Here is a 14933-nt window from a genome sequence, read left to right as displayed (position 1 = left end):
GTCCTCAGGTGAGAGAGGCCGCGATCACCAGGGCGATCGCCACGTGCGCGGTGGCGCTGACCCAGGTGGCCGGGTGCGGTTCCGCGTTGCTGATCATCCGGGCGATCTTGACCGGGGTGACGACGTCGATGAGGACGAAGGCCAGTGCCATGGCGGCGAGGCCGATCGCGCCGTAGACCGCCGTGGAGAGCAGCCCGGCGCCCAGGCCCGCCTCGGACTCGCTGCTGAGGATCGCGGAGACCACGACGATGGCCGTGCCCAGCGTGTTGGCCGACACCAGCAGGACGGCGTTGCCGTTGCGCTCCTCCCAGATCAGCGTGTGCAGCTTGCCCGGGGTGAGCAGGTCGACGACGAGGTAGCCCGCGATGAGGACGGCGACGCCGACGCCCCCGTAGGCGAGAGCGGACAGGGAGTTGAGGAGAAGGTCGTTCATGATCCTTGCCTGCGAGGTTGGGGGAGGGGGTCGTTCGTTGGGGACGTGTGCCCTGACGTGCCCGAAGGGTACTCGTTACTACTTGCCGAACCCGGAGCCGCCGCCGCGGAAGTCGCTGCCGCTGCCGCCGCTGTTCGAACCGCCGCCTCCGATTCCGAAGAAGAAGAACCCTCCGCCGGAGTGGGAGTCGCCCTCGCACACGTCGTCGTCGTAGGACGGATCGGACACGTAGTCGTCGTCGGGGCAGTAGTCGGTCGTGCCGTTGTCGCATGCGCTGACCAGAACCAGGATCACGACGATGAAGCCGACGATCGCCAAAATGGTGATCCAGGTGTTCCTGGCGGTGTGGTCGGAGTCGTGGGCGTCCATGGACGGGATCTCCTCACGGGTGGGGGGTGTTCGGGGCCGTCGCGCCAGTCGGGCGCGGACACACGTGTCGGAGGGCGCCCGCCCCCCGACTTCGCAGGGTACTGGTCCTGGCGCGGGACCTACTCGCCGTAGCCGGAGGTCGCGGCGGGTCTCGCGGCCGGGGCGCGGCCGGTGGTGGGGGCATGCGCGGACTCCGCGGTCAGGGAGTGACGGACGTCGTCGTCGACACCAGTTCGCCGCTCTGGGGGTAGGCGTGCCAGGTCCTCCAGCCCAGTGGCGCCTCGGGGTTCAGGTGCAGCGCGGTCACGGCGAGCGGGTCGCCGGGGAAGGTGACGTACAGGCCGCCGGGGGAGTCGGCCACCTCCTCGCGCAGGAGGTCGATCCGACGGGCCAGGTCGCCCGGGTCGAGCGTCTCCACGGTCGACGCGAACCGGTAGTCGCCGTGTCCCCACGAGGGCAGGTCGGCGATGCCGGGCAGCCCGCCGGTGAAGCCGGGCAGGCACGCGACCGTCTCGACGAGGGGATCGCTCCCGTCGTCGGGGTCCCGCTCCACGACGACCTGGTGGGAGGCGCCCAGGACACTCAGCCGCACGCGCAGGCCCGGCCGTTCGACCGTGCGGACGGCGAGGGCCTCGACCGGCGGGCGGCTCAGGGTCCAGACCAGGTCGTCGGCCCTCGTGTCGACGAAGGGCGTGCCGATGCTCGCACGCACGCCCGGCTCAGCTCCCGGGGTAGATCGTGAAGCTGCCGGGGAGGATCTTCTGACCGGTGGCGGCCTCCCAACCACCGTGGTCGAACCGCTCGAAGGAGAGCAGTTGGCCGGTGTCGGACTCGTAGTCGGCGTAGTCCAGACCGCCCTGGGCGCGCAGGCCCGTGGTGCCCTCGGAACGGTAGGAGCCGGTGCCCTTCTCCTCCAGGCGGTAGGTGACGCCCTCGAACCGCAGGGTCTTGGCGTGGGGGGTCAGTTCGGTGTCGGGACGGCCGGTCCACAGGACCAGCTCCAGGTCCGGGTCCTCCTCCACGGACAGCCAGCGCTTGCCGCCGTCGACCTCCAGGAAGTGCTCCGACCAGGTGTAGCCGCCCTCGGACAGGCGCAGGGAGCCGCGGATCCAGGTGCGCTCGTGCCCCCAGTCGAGCATGTCGCCAGCCTTGAGCGTGCGGGGGTCGCCGGTGGTGTCGCCCTCGTTGGCGAACGGGTCCCGCGGCGTGGGCGGCGTCTGGGCCCTCACGTTCTCGTTCTTCTTCGCGCGGTTCGACACGATCACGACGCCGATCACGACGCCGACGACGAGCACGGCGAGCAGCAGCAGGAGTTGGGTGGTCAAGGTTCCTCGCTTCGCTGTGGCGGGGTGGCTGTCAACGGCGCCCGCGGGCGTCCCCCGTCTGACGCGTTCCACGGCCGCCCGGTTTCGTCCCTGTCCGGAATCGGTCAGGAAGAAGGCCGCCCGGAGGGGATCTCGCGGACGGCCGGCCGGTGACGTGGGAAGACTATCGGGAGCCGTGAGGATCCCCGGTCTCGGTGGGCAGGCTTTCGTCGGCCCCCCAGCGGCTCCACGATCCGGGGTAGAGCCGCGTGTCGGCGTACCCGGCGTGCTCCAACGCCAGGAGGTCGTGACAGGCGGTGACGCCGGATCCGCAGTAGGCGGTGACGGTGGCGGCGGAGTCGGCCCCGAGCGCGGCGAAGCGCGCGCGCAGGACGCCGGGGCTGGACAGGAACCCGTCGCCGTCCAGGTTGGCGGGCCACTCTGCGCTGCGGGCGCGGGCACGTGCCCGGGCCGGGCGTCGACGGGGGCGGGTTCCTCGCCGGTGTAGCGGCCGTACACGCGGGCGTCCAGGAGCAGGCGCGCCGGGTCGCCGATCTCGGCGGCGACCGTCGGGGTGTGCACGACCCGGTCGGCGGGCCACGCCCGCGGGGTGCGGTGGGCCGGCGCGCGCGAAGCGTCGCCCTTCTCCAGGTCGCCGGTCCACGTGCGCAGACCGCCGTCCAGGAACGCGGCGGGGGTGCCGAGGACGCGCAGCATCCACACGAGACGGGCGGCGACGGACCCGTGCGCGTCATCGTAGACCACCACGACGTCGTGGTCGCCGATGCCCAGGCGGCCGAGCGCGGCGGCGAAGTCGGTCGGTGAGGGGAGGGGGTGGCGACCGCCCTCGGGGCTGGGCGGTTCGGCCAGATCGGCGTCGACGTCGGTGAACACCGCTCCGGGCAGGTGCCCGGAGCGGTAGGCCTCGCGCCCGGAGCGGCCGTCGAGGTACCAGCGGGAGTCGACGACGACCACGTCGTCGAGGTGGTCGCGGAGCCAGTCGGCGGACACGGCCACCGGGAGGGACAAGGGTTCGTCGGACATGGCCGCCAGCCTAGGACCCGCGGGGCCGCGACACACGGGCGCTCGCGGGAACGGGGGCGGTGGGAGGCTGCGGTCGTCGGGCCGGTCAGGTGCGGTCGCCGGCGCCGGGCCGGTCGCGGTCCGTCCGGTGCACGCGCAGGATCCACCACAGGCCGAGCACCGGAAGGACCAGGGGGACGAACACGTAGCCCGAACCGAAGCGGGACCACACCGTGTCGTCCGGCAGCAGACCGGGGACGAACACGCTGAGCGAGCCGACCAGGAGCACACCGGCCAGTTCGACGCCGCACGCGGCCAGCGCCACCGTGCGGGACACGCGCCCGGCACGGGCCAGGCCCACGGCGGCGACCAGGTAGACCGCCCCGGCGGCCACCGACAGCGCGTAGGCGAGCGGGGCCTCGCCGAACCTCGTGGCGAGCTGGTAGGAGCCGCGCGCGGTCGCGGCCAGGGCGAACACGGAGTACACCGCGACCAACAGCCGCCCGGGGCCGGTGCGCAGTGTCCTGTCGGCGGGAGTCGCTGTGTCAGGCAACGGGGTTCCAGAGCTGTTCGAGACGGACCATGAGCACCGCCAGAACCAGGCAGGCGAAGGCGATGACGGCCGGACCCCACTTGCTGCGTTCCATGAACCCCCAGACCGCGCAGGCGGGCGGCAGGAGGACCACGGTGGCCAGGTAGGACACGAACATGGCCGCCTCGGCGGGGCGGTCTCCGCCGACCACGGCCGCGGCGGAGGCGACGGCCTGACCGATCACCAGAAGCCACAGGACACCCATGCCGACCAGGTGGGGGACCAGCATGGGCTGGTCACGGAAGGTCGAGACGAGGCACCAGCCGGCCATCGCCAGCGACGCCATCTGAATCGTCATGGTCAGCCAGTCGACCACGGCGCCTCCGCTCACGCTCGCGTCCGGGCGTCCGCCCATGTCAGCGGTCCGCCGTCAACGACACAGCGTAGTACTCGTGCCCGACCGCCCTGACCCGGCCCCGGGCACGCCGGTACGGTGGGAGCGAACTCGTGCGAACCGGACGACGACCCTCCGGCACCGTTTCGGATATCTTCCTTGGAGGCGTACCCCTACCCAGGGTGCGCGGCCCAGCACGGCACACCCGCTCTGCTGTCTGCTCAGTCCCCCACTGGAGCGCCCCCATGTCCTATCCCGAGTACCAGTCGGACCCCCAGGAACCCCCGTACGACTCTCCGGCCGACCGGCCGGTCAGGCGGGGCATGTCCACCGGAGGCCGTATCGCCCTCAGCGCCGGCGGCCTCCTCGCGTTCATGACCATCGTGGTGCTCCTCATCGCGATCGTGAACGCCGTCACCGGTGACGACGGCACCGCGTCCGCCCAGCAGCCCGACCAGACCGACCAGGAACCTGGGCGGGCCGTGGTGGAGACCGACGCCGAGGGCGCCGCGCAGCCCGATGCGGGCGAGACGGAGGGGACAGGGGAAGGCGACGGAGAGGGCGACATCGTCCTCACGGCCACGAACGCGGGCACCGCCGACGACCTCCTGGACGGCACCGTCTACACGGTGGTGGACGTCGAGATCGTCAACGACTCCGACGAGTCGATCACCGTCAACCCGGTGTACTTCACCCTGATCCTGGACGACGGCCTGACCGTGAGCGCGATGGACACCTACAGCGCCGACATCGACGCCTTCGGCATGGTGACGGTACGGCCCGGGAACAGGGCCTCGGGGCAGCTCGCCGCCGAGGGCGAGGTCACCATCGTCCAGGTGGAGTTCAGCGAGGCGCACGGCGTGATGGGAGGGGACCCGGTCGTCGCCGACGTCGAGTGACCCCGGGCGCCGGGGCCGGACGGACACCTCGGCCCCGGCACGGCTCGCGCTCCCCGGCACCGCGGCGCACCGGATCCCCGCGCGACGGGGACGATCCGCGCGCGGGAGGACGCTTGTCCCGGTCTCCCGCGCTCCGGCGGGTGGGTTCCGGCATCGGGGTGCCGCGTTCGCGACCGTTGGGGAGGGGCGTTGGATAGGGTCCAGACGCACCCGTTCCACGGGTCACCACGCGGCACACGGCACCCCCTCGCCGCCGCACCCGGGTCCCTTTCCCCTCATCGGAGCGCGTCCATGTCCCACCCGCACCATCAGTCGGGTCCGCAGCAGCCGCACGATCCCCGCGACCACGGGTCCGCGCCGGGCGAGCCGCGGTTCGGGGCGCGGTACGGGGACGCCCACCACGGCGGGCCGCGGTACGGGGATCCGCGCCAGGGCGCGCCGTACTACGGTGAGCCCGGGTACGCGCCCCCGCCCCCGGGCGACCCCCTGTACGGCCCGCCGCCCAGGCAGGGGATGTCCACCGGCGGGAAGGTCGCGCTCGCGATCGGGGGCTCGGCGGGCCTCATCGTCATCGTCGTCCTGGTCATCGCCATCGCCGCGAACCTTTTCTACGGCGGGTCGGTCTCCCCCGAGGCCCCCGTCGCCCAGCCCTCCGCGGGGGAGGAGGCTCCGGCGGCGTCCGCCCCGGCTGAGGAACCCGCGGCCGTCCAGGGGGTCACCATGACGGCCACCGACGCGGGCACGACCGGGGACGCCCTGGACGGATCCGCTGTCTACACGGTCGTGGACGTCGAGATCGTCAACGACTCCAGCGAGTCGATCGAGGTCAACCCCATCTACTTCACCATGACGCTCAGCGACGGCTCGGCCGTCAACGACTGGGCCGACACGCTCTTCGCGGACATCGAGCCGATCACGGCGGGGTCGATCGCGCCCGGCGGCTCGACCTCGGGTCAGATCGCGGTCGTCGGCGAGGTCGAGATCGTCCAGGTGGAGCTGGGCGACCTGATCGGCGAGAGGGAGCCCATCGTCGCGGACGTGCGGTGACGGCGTCGGACGCGGTGAGGGGACGCGTCGGGCCCGGCCGCGCCGCGGCTCCGCGCGTCCGGTGGCCGTACGGTGACCGCCGGTGGGCGAGCGGAAGACGGGCCGGGTGCGATCACGGGTGTGGCGGTGGGGGCACGCCCGGCCGTGCGTAGGGCACGATGGTGCACGTTCCACCCGACCCGCCCCGAGGGCGGCGAACCGTTCACACCAGGAGGTGCCCCGTGCGGTCCGCACACACCCGTTCGCGCCGTCCGCGAGGCTGAGCGCGGCCTCATGGCCCGCCTGCCCGAGGGCGCGCTCATGCGCCGTGCCGCGACCGGGCTCGCGGCGGAGTGCGCCAGAGCGCTGCCCCGGGTGTACGGATCGCGCGTGCTGCTGCTGGTCGGCAGCGGGGACAACGGCGGCGACGCCCTCTACGCGGGCGCCCTGCTGGCCAGGCGCGGAGCCGCCGTGCACGCCCTGCTCGCGGGGCCGCGCGCCCATGAGGGCGGACTGGCGGCCCTGCGCTCGGCGGGCGGCCGGGCCCGTGCCTTCAAGGGCGACCCCAACGACGGCGGGGAGCTGTTCGACGCCGACCTCATCATCGACGGGATGCTGGGTATCGGTGGGCGCGGCGGACTCCGGGAACCCCACGCAACGCTGGCCGTGCTCGCCGAGAACGCGCCCGCGCCCGTCGTCGCCGTCGACGTGCCCAGCGGGGTGGACGCCGACACAGGAGAGGTGCCCGGACACGCCGTGCGCGCCGACCTCACCGTCACCTTCGGCGCCCTCAAGCCCGGACTCTGCGTCGACCCCGGCGCCGATCGTGCCGGGCGGGTGCACCTCGTGGACATCGGTCTGGCCCCGGAGCTGGGCGGTCCCGACCTGATCCGCCCACAAGCCGTGGACATCGCCGCGCTCCTGCCGACGCCGGGCACGGAGTCCGACAAGTACCGCCGCGGCCTGCTCGCCGTCCGCGCGGGATCCGACCGGTACCGGGGCGCCGCCGTCCTCACCGTCGGCGGTGCGCTGCGCACGGGCGTCGGGATGGTCCGTTACGGGGGCGCGAGCGCCGCCGTCGACCAGGTGCTCGCCCGCTGGCCGGAGACGGTCGCCGTCGGCCTCGACCCCCAGAGCAGCACCAGACTCGGTCCCGGACGTGTCTGCGCCCTGGTCATCGGGCCGGGCCGGGGAACGCACCCGGCCAACGCCGACGAACTCCGCGCGGTCCTGGACAGCGACTGCCCCCTGCTCGTCGACGCCGACGCCCTCACCCTGCTCAGCGGGAACGGGGGCGCGTCCCTGGCCCAGACCCTGCGGGAGCGCACCGCGCACACGCTCCTCACCCCGCACGCCGGTGAGCTCGCCCGTCTCCTGCCCGGCGCCGACCGGTCCGACATCGAGGCCCGCCGCCTGGAGCACGCGCGCCGGCTCGCCGAAGAGTTCGACTGCACGGTCCTGCTCAAGGGGTCGACCACCGTCGTCACGCAGCCGGGCCTGCCCGCCGTCGCCAATCCGACGGGCACGCCGTTGCTGGCCACGGCCGGGTCCGGCGACGTGCTGGCGGGGGCGATCGGCGCGCTGCTGGCCAGCGGACTGCCCGCCTACGAGGCCGCTGTGTGCGGCGCCTACCTGCACGGGCGGGCGGCGGTGCTGGCACGCGGCGGTGCGCCGGTCAGCGCGACTGATCTGCTGGACGGCCTGCCCTTGGCGGTCGCCGAGGCGCGCGGGACCGGCTGACGTCAGTCGGTGCGCGCGGCGTCCAGGCCGCGCTGGACGATGTCGGTGATGAAGTAGTCGCCCGGGTCGCGCTCGTCGCGCAGCACGTGGACGGTCGAGTCGTCCACCCACAGGTACTCGGTGTGCTTGTCGGGTTCCAGCCGGGGCGCGGAGAGGTCCCCTTCGACCCGCACGAGGTAGTCGATCTCGCGGCGCGTGACGCCGTCGCCGGGGTCCCAGTCGAGGGCGAACAACTCGGCGAGCACCTCGGTCAGGCGCCAGCCGGTCTCCTCCGCCACCTCGCGGGCCAGCCCCTCCAACATGCTCTCGCCCTGTTCGACGTGGCCGCCGACGATGTCCCAGCAGTGCGGGAACACCGTGCGCGTGGGGGAGCGGCGTTGCGCGAACACCCTGCCCCGGGGGTCGGCGATCACCGCGCCGGCGACCCACGTCCGTCCGTCGGCCGTGTCCGGGAACTCGATCCCGGGCGCCACCTCGATGTCGTTCACGAATCCTCCTCGGTGTCCTCGGCGAAGCTACGTCGCCACCGCGCCGATCGCGCCGATCGCGCTGGGGCAGCCGGAGCGTGAGGAGCTTGGCGCGCGGGGCCAGCCGTGTGGCCAGATCGAACACCGCTTCGGTGCGGGAGTGGTCCTCGTCGAGCACCGAGAACAGGTTCACCCCCAGGTAGAAGGTGATCGCCCCGTAGGCGACCTCACGCGCGGGCACCAGCCTGGCCAGGGGCGACCCACCGAGCACCCGCTCCCACTCCTGCTCGATGAAGGCGATCCACGGCTCGGCGCGCTCCTTGATCTCCCGGCGCAGCTCCGGCTTGGTCACGGCGGCCGCCACCAGCTCGGAGAACTCGGCGATGTAGCCGCGTTCCAGGTCGGTCCGGTAGATCCGGGTCGCCGCCGCCACAAGCTCCTCCAGGGTGCGGGCGCCGGCGGTCAGCTCGCGGTACATCGCCAGGCGTTCGGCGCTCGACCGGTCGAGGGCGGCCAGGAGCAGCTGGTCGACGCCGCCGAAATGGTAGAAGACCAGCGCCGAGTTGGCCTCCGCGCGCGTCGCGATCGCCCGCGCCGACGCTCCCGCGTACCCCTCCTCCCGCAGGACCTCGCCGGCCGCGGCCAGGAGCCGCTCCTTGGTCTCCTCGCTCGATCTGCGTCCGCCGCCCTTGGCCATGACCCTCCTTGTGTTCGGGGACGGGTTCATCATACGGTTTAATCATCTGATTAAAGCACTTGGTTTAATCGCGTGTCCGACAGATGGAGTGTGCGTCGTGGTGTCCGAACCCCCTGAACCCCCGGCACGCGCCGGATCAGCCGTGAGCGCTGGATCCTCGTCGGGGCCGTCGCCGCGATCTTCGCCGCCTTCACCTTCCTGCGCGTCACGAGCTGGGGCGGCCTGGACCAGACCGCGTTCCTCTACGTCGGCCTCCCGGCGCTGATCGCCCTGGCCGCCGCGTACCTCGCGGACACCTTCGCCTCCGCCGCGACCGGGGAGGAGGACCGCTGATGACCGCCGATCTCCCCGCGAGCCTCGTGCGCGGACTGGGCCTGGCGTTCCCCGCCCTGGCGCTCGCCGGACTGTGCCTGTGGCGCGCGCCCCGACAGCGCGAGACCGCCGCGATGATCGTGGCCAGCGCCTGGGCCGTGCTGACCCTCGTGCCGCTCAACCTGTACGCGCTGCACACGGATGGTGGGCCTTCCACGCCGAGGGCGCGGTGTGGTGGGGGATGCCCGTGGACCTCATGCTCGCCTGGGTCCTGCTGTGGGGAGCGCTCCCCGCCCTCCTGCTGCGCCTGCTCCCGGTGCCGCTGCTCTCCTTCGTGCTGGTCTGGGCCGACGTCGTCCTCATGCCCCTGGCCGAGCCCGTCGTCGTCCTGGACGACCGGTGGATGGCCGGCGAGATCGTCGGGGCCACCGTGTGCCTCATCCCCGCGCTGCTGCTCGCCTACTGGACGAGGGAGGGCCAGTGGGTCCACGCCCGGATGTGGGCCCAGGCCACCCTCGCGGGCGGGCTCCTGATGGGCGGGCCGCTCGTGGCCCTGGGGCGGGACATGACGGCGGCGGAGGCCTTCACGGCCGTGCAGCTCCTCTTCGCCGTGGGGCTGCCCGCGCTGGCCGCAGCCCGGGAGTTCGCGCGGGTCGGAGGGGGCACGCCGCTTCCCTGCGACCCGCCGAGCCGCCTGGTCACCAGCGGGCCGTACGCGTTCGTGCGCAACCCGATGCAGACCTCGACGGCCCTCCTCTACGTCCTCCTCGCCCTGCTGCTGCGGGAACCGCTGTTCCTGCTCCTGGCCGTCGCGACCGTGGTCTACGCGGTCGGGTTGGCCGAGTGGCACGAGGGCGCGCAGCTGCGTGAGCGCTTCGGGGAGGACTGGACCGCCTACCGGTCGCGGGTCCCGCCCTGGCTGCCCCGGTGGCGCCCCTGGCCGGGGCGCACGCGGGGTGTGCTCCACGTCGACGCGAACTGCGCGCTGTGCCTGACCCTCGCCCGCTGGTTCACCGCCCGCGCGCCGATCGCGCTCGACATCCGCCCCGCCGCCGAGCACCCCGACGTGCTGTACCGCCTCACCTACGAGACGCCGGACGGGCAGCGGTGGAGTGGCATCGCCGCGCTGGCCAGGGGGATGGAGCACCTCAACCTCGGCTGGGCGCTGCTGGGGTGGACGATCGACCTGCCCGGTCTCCGGCACCTCGTCCAGCTGTGCGGGGACGCCCTTGGCGCGGGGCCGCGCCCCGCCCGCAGGCCCCACCCGGCCGAGGCGTCACCCGCCGCCCGTGCCGCGCGTCCCGCCTGAGCGTTGTGGGCGGGACGGACCGGCGCACGGGGTGTCGCGACGGCGTCTCCCACGGTGAGAGGGCGTGTGACACGCCCCACCCACAGCGCCGTTATGCTCGGTCCGGGTCGCCCCGCCCCTGGACGGCCCGGACCGCTCCCGGTACGGCTCAAGGACCCCCATGGAAGAACAGGCCATGCTCGCGCGCGACCTCGTGCTGCGCGTCTGTGCCGGAGCCACGGCGTTCGACCCGCACTGGATCCGGGCCGGAGGCAAGGTCACGACTCCGTTCGTCGTGCCGCGCGACCGCAACCTCATCCGCGCGATCGTCGACGCGGGCAGGGCCATGGGCGTCGCGCGGCTCCTGGTCTGCCGCACGCGCGCCGAGTTCTCCTACGAACCGGTCACCGAGGTCCCGCTCGACACCGACACCCTCATCGACCTCATCCGTGGCTGGGGGCCGTACCCCACCGACTTCCTCGTCTGTGTCGAGGACTTCTCCGCCGCCGTGCTCGTCGCGGCCGACGAACTCACCGTCGCGGCGGGGCCCGCCGACTTCGTCCGCGAACTCGTGGGCGCCGACATCCCCCAGGCGCGCGACGCCTTCGCCGCCCGCGCGAAGGCCGACGGCGGCTCCCAGCTGTCCCGCGCCGCCCAGCTGTACCGCTGCGTCGACCCCGGCGCCCGACACACCAAGACGCCCCGGGGACCCGGGCCCGACCTGGCCGAACGCGTCGCGCGGGCGTTCGATCTGGCCCGACGGCGCTCGCCGCGCACCGTCCGCGCCCTGCGTGCCCTGCGCGGGGCATGGGGGTGGGCGATGGTCGTCGTACTGCTCGCCGCGCCCCTGGCCGTCCCCGGCCTGGACGCCACGGTCCCGGCCCTGGCCGCCACCGTCCTTCTGCTCGTCCAGCTGGCCTGCTCGCCCGATCCCGCACGGTCTCCTTCGCCGACCTGCTGCGGATGACCGCAGTCGGCGCGGCCCTGCTCTGGCCGATCGCCGCAGCCGAGTCCGCCCTCGTCCGGCTCCTGGGGGCGCAGCCCTACGGCGTGGTCGGCTACACCTATGTCGCCGTCCCCGTCGAGGAGCTCGGCAAGCTCACCCCGCTGCTGCTGTTCGCGCTGGTCGCCCACCGGCGGGCCCGCCGCCTGGCCGCCGTCGATCTTCTACTGTTGGCCGCCGCCTCCGGGGCCGGTTTCCAACTGGCCGAACGTGTGCTCACCGGCGCCTCCCTCGGGGCAGCCGACCTGTCCGCCGACGACGGGTTCCTCCTGCCAGGTGGCACCACGGTCACCACCCCGGACGGGACCGTGCTCGCCGTGTTCGCCGGACACGCCGTCACCACCGGTCTGGTCGGGGCCGTCCTCGGCCTGGCGATCGTCGGACGGCGCTACGGCGGATGGCTGTGGCTGCTGCCTCCCGTGGCGCTGACGGTCGCGCTCCTGGACCACCTCAACCTCAACGCGGTGCTCGCCGGGGCCGCCCTGCACCCGGCCACGGGCATCGTCCACGGCCTGCTCGGCGGCGGGGTGCTCACCCCGTGGCTGCTGTTCCTGGCATTGGTGTGCGCGGTCGCCATGGACTACCGGATGATCGTCACGGCCGCGGAGAGCACCCCGGCACTGCCCGGACAGCCGCCGCTGGCGGGGCTGCGGCGGCGGGCGTGGGGGAGGTCGATCGCGATGCGCGTGCGGGTCCCCGCCGACATCGCGCCGCTGTTCCGACGCGTCGCGCTCTCATGGGTGGACCTGCCCGTCACACTCGCCACGACGGCGTCGTCGATCGCACACGAACTGGCCGTGTCCGTGATCGCCGCCCGGCGGGGGCCGGCCGCGCTCTGCGACACGTGGCGGTTCCTGCGCTGGCGGCGGGCGAACGCGATGGGGGAGGCCCGGTCGGAGGGGCGGGCTTGGCGGCGGTACCCGGCGCAGGAGGATCTGACGAGGAACGCGCACGACCTGGCCGCGCGGCTGGGGCTGTCGGCGACCGGGGGTGTGACCGGGGCCCGGTCGGCGGGCGCGTTGTTCGCGGCGCTGCCGGTGGTGGCCGGGGTGTCGGCCGTGGCGAGCGGAGCAGAGGTGGCGGCGGGAGCGGACCGCGCGGCGTACGCGCTGCTGGCGCTCGACCGGGCGCAGACGTGGCTGGGCGGACTCGACGCGGCCGGGACCGTGTGGGCGGCGCTGGCGCTGGTCGCGGTGGGGACGCTGCTGGTGTCGGGGGACGGTGTGCCCTACGCGCATCCGCGGATGAGGGAGTTCCTGCGCGCGCCCGGGGCCAACACGGGGGTCGTGCTGGGGATGCTCGCGCCGGGGCAGGTGGGGTACGCGCTGGTGGGCCTGGTCGGACTGGCGCTGCCCCAGAAGGTCAACCGGCTGCTGGTGCGGTGACGGATCGAGCCCCCCGCACCACGACAGAGCCGACTCTCACAGAGAACGACGCGGCAGCGCTGGAAGCGAAGACGCAGAACCCCGGACCCCGGGTATGTCTGCCGTTCCCCGCTACCGCTCGTCGGCTCGCAGATCCACCACGTGCCAGTCGCCGGAGTTGTTGACGGCGATGCACGTGTACTCGGTGCGCCCTGCCGTACCGGAGCCGCTCTCCGGCCCGGCGCTGCCGACGACCTCGTACTCCCACGGGTCCTCGGCGGTCAGGGTGACCTCCGGGGAGTCGTCGAAGTCGATGTCGCCCGGTGACTCCATCACATGCTCGATGTAGTTCTCGCACTCGGCTGCGGCGTTCTCGGCGGTGGGTTCGGCGCCGCCGCACCCGGTGAGGGCCAGAGCGGCGAGGAGGGCTGCGGGGATGAGGCGGCTGGGGCTCATGGTGTTCCGATCGGGCGATGTGCGTTCTGAGGGGGAGACGCCCGCCGCCGCGTCCTGGTTCACTGTTCGGCCCGGACGTCAGCGGCCCACGCGATGCTCTGTCCGGTCAGCAGGATGCGCGGTTTGCTCAACGGTGTTCTCCAAGGATGTCGGGTCGGTGGCCTCGGGCCACGCGGCGTGTGGTTCCTACACCGGGTGTTTGCACGTGCCCAGGCTGGAGCGGACGGTGTGGACGCCGCTCTCCGCGTCCACTTCCAGGGTGAAGGATTCCAGGCCGGGCCAACCCGCGTCCTCCAACATCGTGTACGCCTCCGTGAAGGTGGTCAGAGCTCCGGTGCCGTGACGCGTGACCGAACCGTCCGGCCAGATATGCGCCCAGTCGTCGCTCTCGCCCAGGGCGACGACCGGTGCGGCACCGTTTCTCCAAGGGCGGCCTCCCACGGCGATGTACAGCCCCGGGCAGGTGAGCACGAGGCGGGTCAGGCGGTCGTTGTCGAGGAGGTCCCTCGACCCCTCGGGGAAGGTTGACCTACTGGTCGCTTCCTCGCCGGTGCCGGGGAACCGCTGTCGCGCCCCGCGTTGTCGGCGGTCGCGCATGAACGAGGCGTCACGCGTCAACGGGCCGCTGGCGGTGCCCGGCCCCGTCCTGCGCAGGGCGGCGACGGGTGTGGGACCACCCTCGCGGTACGGAGCCCAGGGGATCACCAGCCGGGCGTCGGGGCCGACCCGTTCCACCCACTCCCGGGGGACGCGCTGGACCGCGCACGTGGCGATGAGGGCGTCGAAGACCTCGGACCCGTCCGGGATGGTGCCGGTGACCACCTCCACGTTGGTTGCCTTGAGCCGGGACCGGGCGTGCGCGGCGACGCCGGGGTCGATCTCCACGCTCGTCACCGACCCCTCGGGACCGACGAGGGAGGCGAGGATCGCAGCGTTCCACGCGCTTCCGGTGCCGATCTCCAGCACGCGCATGCCCGGCCCGACCCCGGCCGCCTCGATCATGTCCGCCATGAGCTGGGGCGCGGAGGACGACGACGTGGGAGTGTTCATCGGACCGTCGTCGCCGTCGTTGGCCTGAGTGGTGACGTAGTCGTCGCTGTAGACGGCGCGCGCCCATCCATCCGGATCGTCGGCGCGGTTCAGCGGCGCACCGACCACGCTGGGCCAGATCACGTCGGAGATGTACGCGTGACGCGGGTGGGCCGAGAACGCGGTGCGGATGGCGTCGGTGGTGTCCAGCCGATCGGTCAGGGCGGAGTGGGCGCGGTCGAGGTCGGTCACGCCATCACACCTTCCCCGTCCCGCTGCACAGCGGGCATTGCATGGGTTCTTTGTCCTTCCATACGGGGCGTTGTGTTCGTACAAGGGGTGATTGGTGCCATGGGTGCCCTTTCGTCTGGGCTGGTGTGCGACGGCATAGGTTCCCAGTCGGAGCTAGCGGATAGTACGACGTGTCCTGTGCCGGGAGGTGACACCGACGCTACGAGCGTTGTCCTTCGGCACTCAATGAAGTTTCACGAGATTGCAGGTCATGTCCCTTGGAGTGGTGTAACTTCACAACCGCACTAACCCCCGGGATGTGACCCGGGACCGATCTCGCTGGGGCCCCTCTGCCGCCCTGGTCCA

General features: G+C 73.0%; 12 protein-coding genes and 5 pseudogenes. 5 read left to right on the top strand and 12 right to left on the bottom strand.

Annotated features, from left to right (window positions below):
• Positions 1–4: 4 nt before the first annotated feature.
• The 7 genes and pseudogenes from BJF83_RS25130 to BJF83_RS25100 form a co-directional block, all read right to left on the bottom strand.
• On the bottom strand, positions 5–433 hold the full coding sequence (locus BJF83_RS25130) for a DUF350 domain-containing protein (RefSeq protein ID WP_075928273.1): 429 nt from the start codon (positions 431–433) through the stop codon (positions 5–7).
• Positions 434–511: 78 nt separating this feature from the next.
• Entirely contained in the window at positions 512–802 is a 291-nt protein-coding gene (locus BJF83_RS25125) for a hypothetical protein (RefSeq protein WP_075928272.1), read from the bottom strand.
• 199 nt (positions 803–1001) lie between these two features.
• Entirely contained in the window at positions 1002–1514 is a 513-nt protein-coding gene (locus BJF83_RS25120; protein ID WP_075928271.1) for a DUF2617 family protein, read from the bottom strand.
• 7 nt (positions 1515–1521) lie between these two features.
• Positions 1522–2127 (bottom strand): DUF4178 domain-containing protein, encoded by a 606-nt coding sequence (locus tag BJF83_RS25115; protein WP_075928270.1) that lies wholly within the window; start codon positions 2125–2127, stop codon positions 1522–1524.
• Between the two features lie 163 nt (positions 2128–2290).
• A pseudogene (locus BJF83_RS25110) lies at positions 2291–3150 on the bottom strand (sulfurtransferase).
• A gap of 85 nt (positions 3151–3235) precedes the next feature.
• On the bottom strand, positions 3236–3682 hold the full coding sequence (locus BJF83_RS25105) for a hypothetical protein (protein ID WP_075928269.1): 447 nt from the start codon (positions 3680–3682) through the stop codon (positions 3236–3238).
• Complete coding sequence (locus BJF83_RS25100) at positions 3675–4037, bottom strand: hypothetical protein (protein WP_075928355.1); 363 nt, start codon at positions 4035–4037, stop codon at positions 3675–3677. Before BJF83_RS25100 ends, BJF83_RS25105 begins: the two co-directional genes overlap by 8 nt.
• Positions 4038–4300: 263 nt before the next feature.
• Between BJF83_RS25100 and BJF83_RS25095 the strand changes: the two genes are divergently transcribed.
• From BJF83_RS25095 to BJF83_RS25085, 3 genes and pseudogenes are all read left to right on the top strand, one after another.
• Positions 4301–4954, top strand: coding sequence for a DUF4352 domain-containing protein (locus BJF83_RS25095; protein WP_083678704.1), 654 nt, complete (start codon positions 4301–4303; stop codon positions 4952–4954).
• Between the two features lie 291 nt (positions 4955–5245).
• Positions 5246–6001, top strand: coding sequence for a DUF4352 domain-containing protein (locus BJF83_RS25090; RefSeq protein WP_075928268.1), 756 nt, complete (start codon positions 5246–5248; stop codon positions 5999–6001).
• Positions 6002–6222: 221 nt separating this feature from the next.
• A pseudogene (locus tag BJF83_RS25085) lies at positions 6223–7720 on the top strand (NAD(P)H-hydrate dehydratase).
• 2 nt (positions 7721–7722) lie between these two features.
• Here BJF83_RS25085 and BJF83_RS25080 read toward each other — a convergent pair.
• The 3 genes and pseudogenes from BJF83_RS25080 to BJF83_RS30140 all read right to left on the bottom strand — a co-directional run bounded on the left by BJF83_RS25080 (position 7723) and on the right by BJF83_RS30140 (position 9393).
• On the bottom strand, positions 7723–8208 hold the full coding sequence (locus BJF83_RS25080) for an NUDIX hydrolase (protein ID WP_075928266.1): 486 nt from the start codon (positions 8206–8208) through the stop codon (positions 7723–7725).
• Between the two features lie 43 nt (positions 8209–8251).
• Positions 8252–8884, bottom strand: a pseudogene (locus BJF83_RS25075) (TetR/AcrR family transcriptional regulator); the annotation flags it as partial.
• A gap of 242 nt (positions 8885–9126) precedes the next feature.
• A complete protein-coding gene (locus tag BJF83_RS30140) occupies positions 9127–9393 on the bottom strand; it encodes a hypothetical protein (protein WP_262391900.1) in 267 nt (88 codons plus the stop codon).
• Between BJF83_RS30140 and BJF83_RS25070 the strand changes: the two are divergent.
• Positions 9274–10505, top strand: a pseudogene (locus BJF83_RS25070) (methyltransferase). The gene BJF83_RS30140 and the pseudogene BJF83_RS25070 sit on opposite strands and share 120 nt — an antisense overlap.
• A gap of 160 nt (positions 10506–10665) precedes the next feature.
• Positions 10666–12872: pseudogene (locus BJF83_RS25065) on the top strand (PrsW family intramembrane metalloprotease).
• 111 nt (positions 12873–12983) lie between these two features.
• Here the strand turns inward: BJF83_RS25065 and BJF83_RS25060 are convergent.
• Together BJF83_RS25060 and BJF83_RS25055 are read right to left on the bottom strand one after the other, a co-directional pair.
• A complete protein-coding gene (locus BJF83_RS25060; protein WP_075928353.1) occupies positions 12984–13307 on the bottom strand; it encodes a hypothetical protein in 324 nt (107 codons plus the stop codon).
• A gap of 186 nt (positions 13308–13493) precedes the next feature.
• Positions 13494–14588 carry a methyltransferase domain-containing protein gene (locus BJF83_RS25055; RefSeq protein ID WP_075928265.1) on the bottom strand — a complete coding sequence of 365 codons (1095 nt, stop codon included), beginning with the start codon at positions 14586–14588 and terminating at the stop codon, positions 13494–13496.
• Positions 14589–14933: the final 345 nt, after the last annotated feature.

This window comes from Nocardiopsis sp. CNR-923 (assembly GCF_001942255.1).
Taxonomy (GTDB): domain Bacteria; phylum Actinomycetota; class Actinomycetes; order Streptosporangiales; family Streptosporangiaceae; genus Nocardiopsis.
This window is presented reverse-complemented; position numbering and strand designations above follow the sequence as displayed.

Coding starts and splice junctions, on each gene's coding strand:
- BJF83_RS25130 (WP_075928273.1), bottom strand. CDS start 433: ATGAACGACCTTCTCCTCAACTCCCTGTCCGCTCTCGCCTACGGGGGC.
- BJF83_RS25125 (WP_075928272.1), bottom strand. CDS start 802: ATGGACGCCCACGACTCCGACCACACCGCCAGGAACACCTGGATCACC.
- BJF83_RS25095 (WP_083678704.1), top strand. CDS start 4,301: ATGTCCTATCCCGAGTACCAGTCGGACCCCCAGGAACCCCCGTACGAC.
- BJF83_RS25090 (WP_075928268.1), top strand. CDS start 5,246: ATGTCCCACCCGCACCATCAGTCGGGTCCGCAGCAGCCGCACGATCCC.
- BJF83_RS25060 (WP_075928353.1), bottom strand. CDS start 13,307: ATGAGCCCCAGCCGCCTCATCCCCGCAGCCCTCCTCGCCGCTCTGGCC.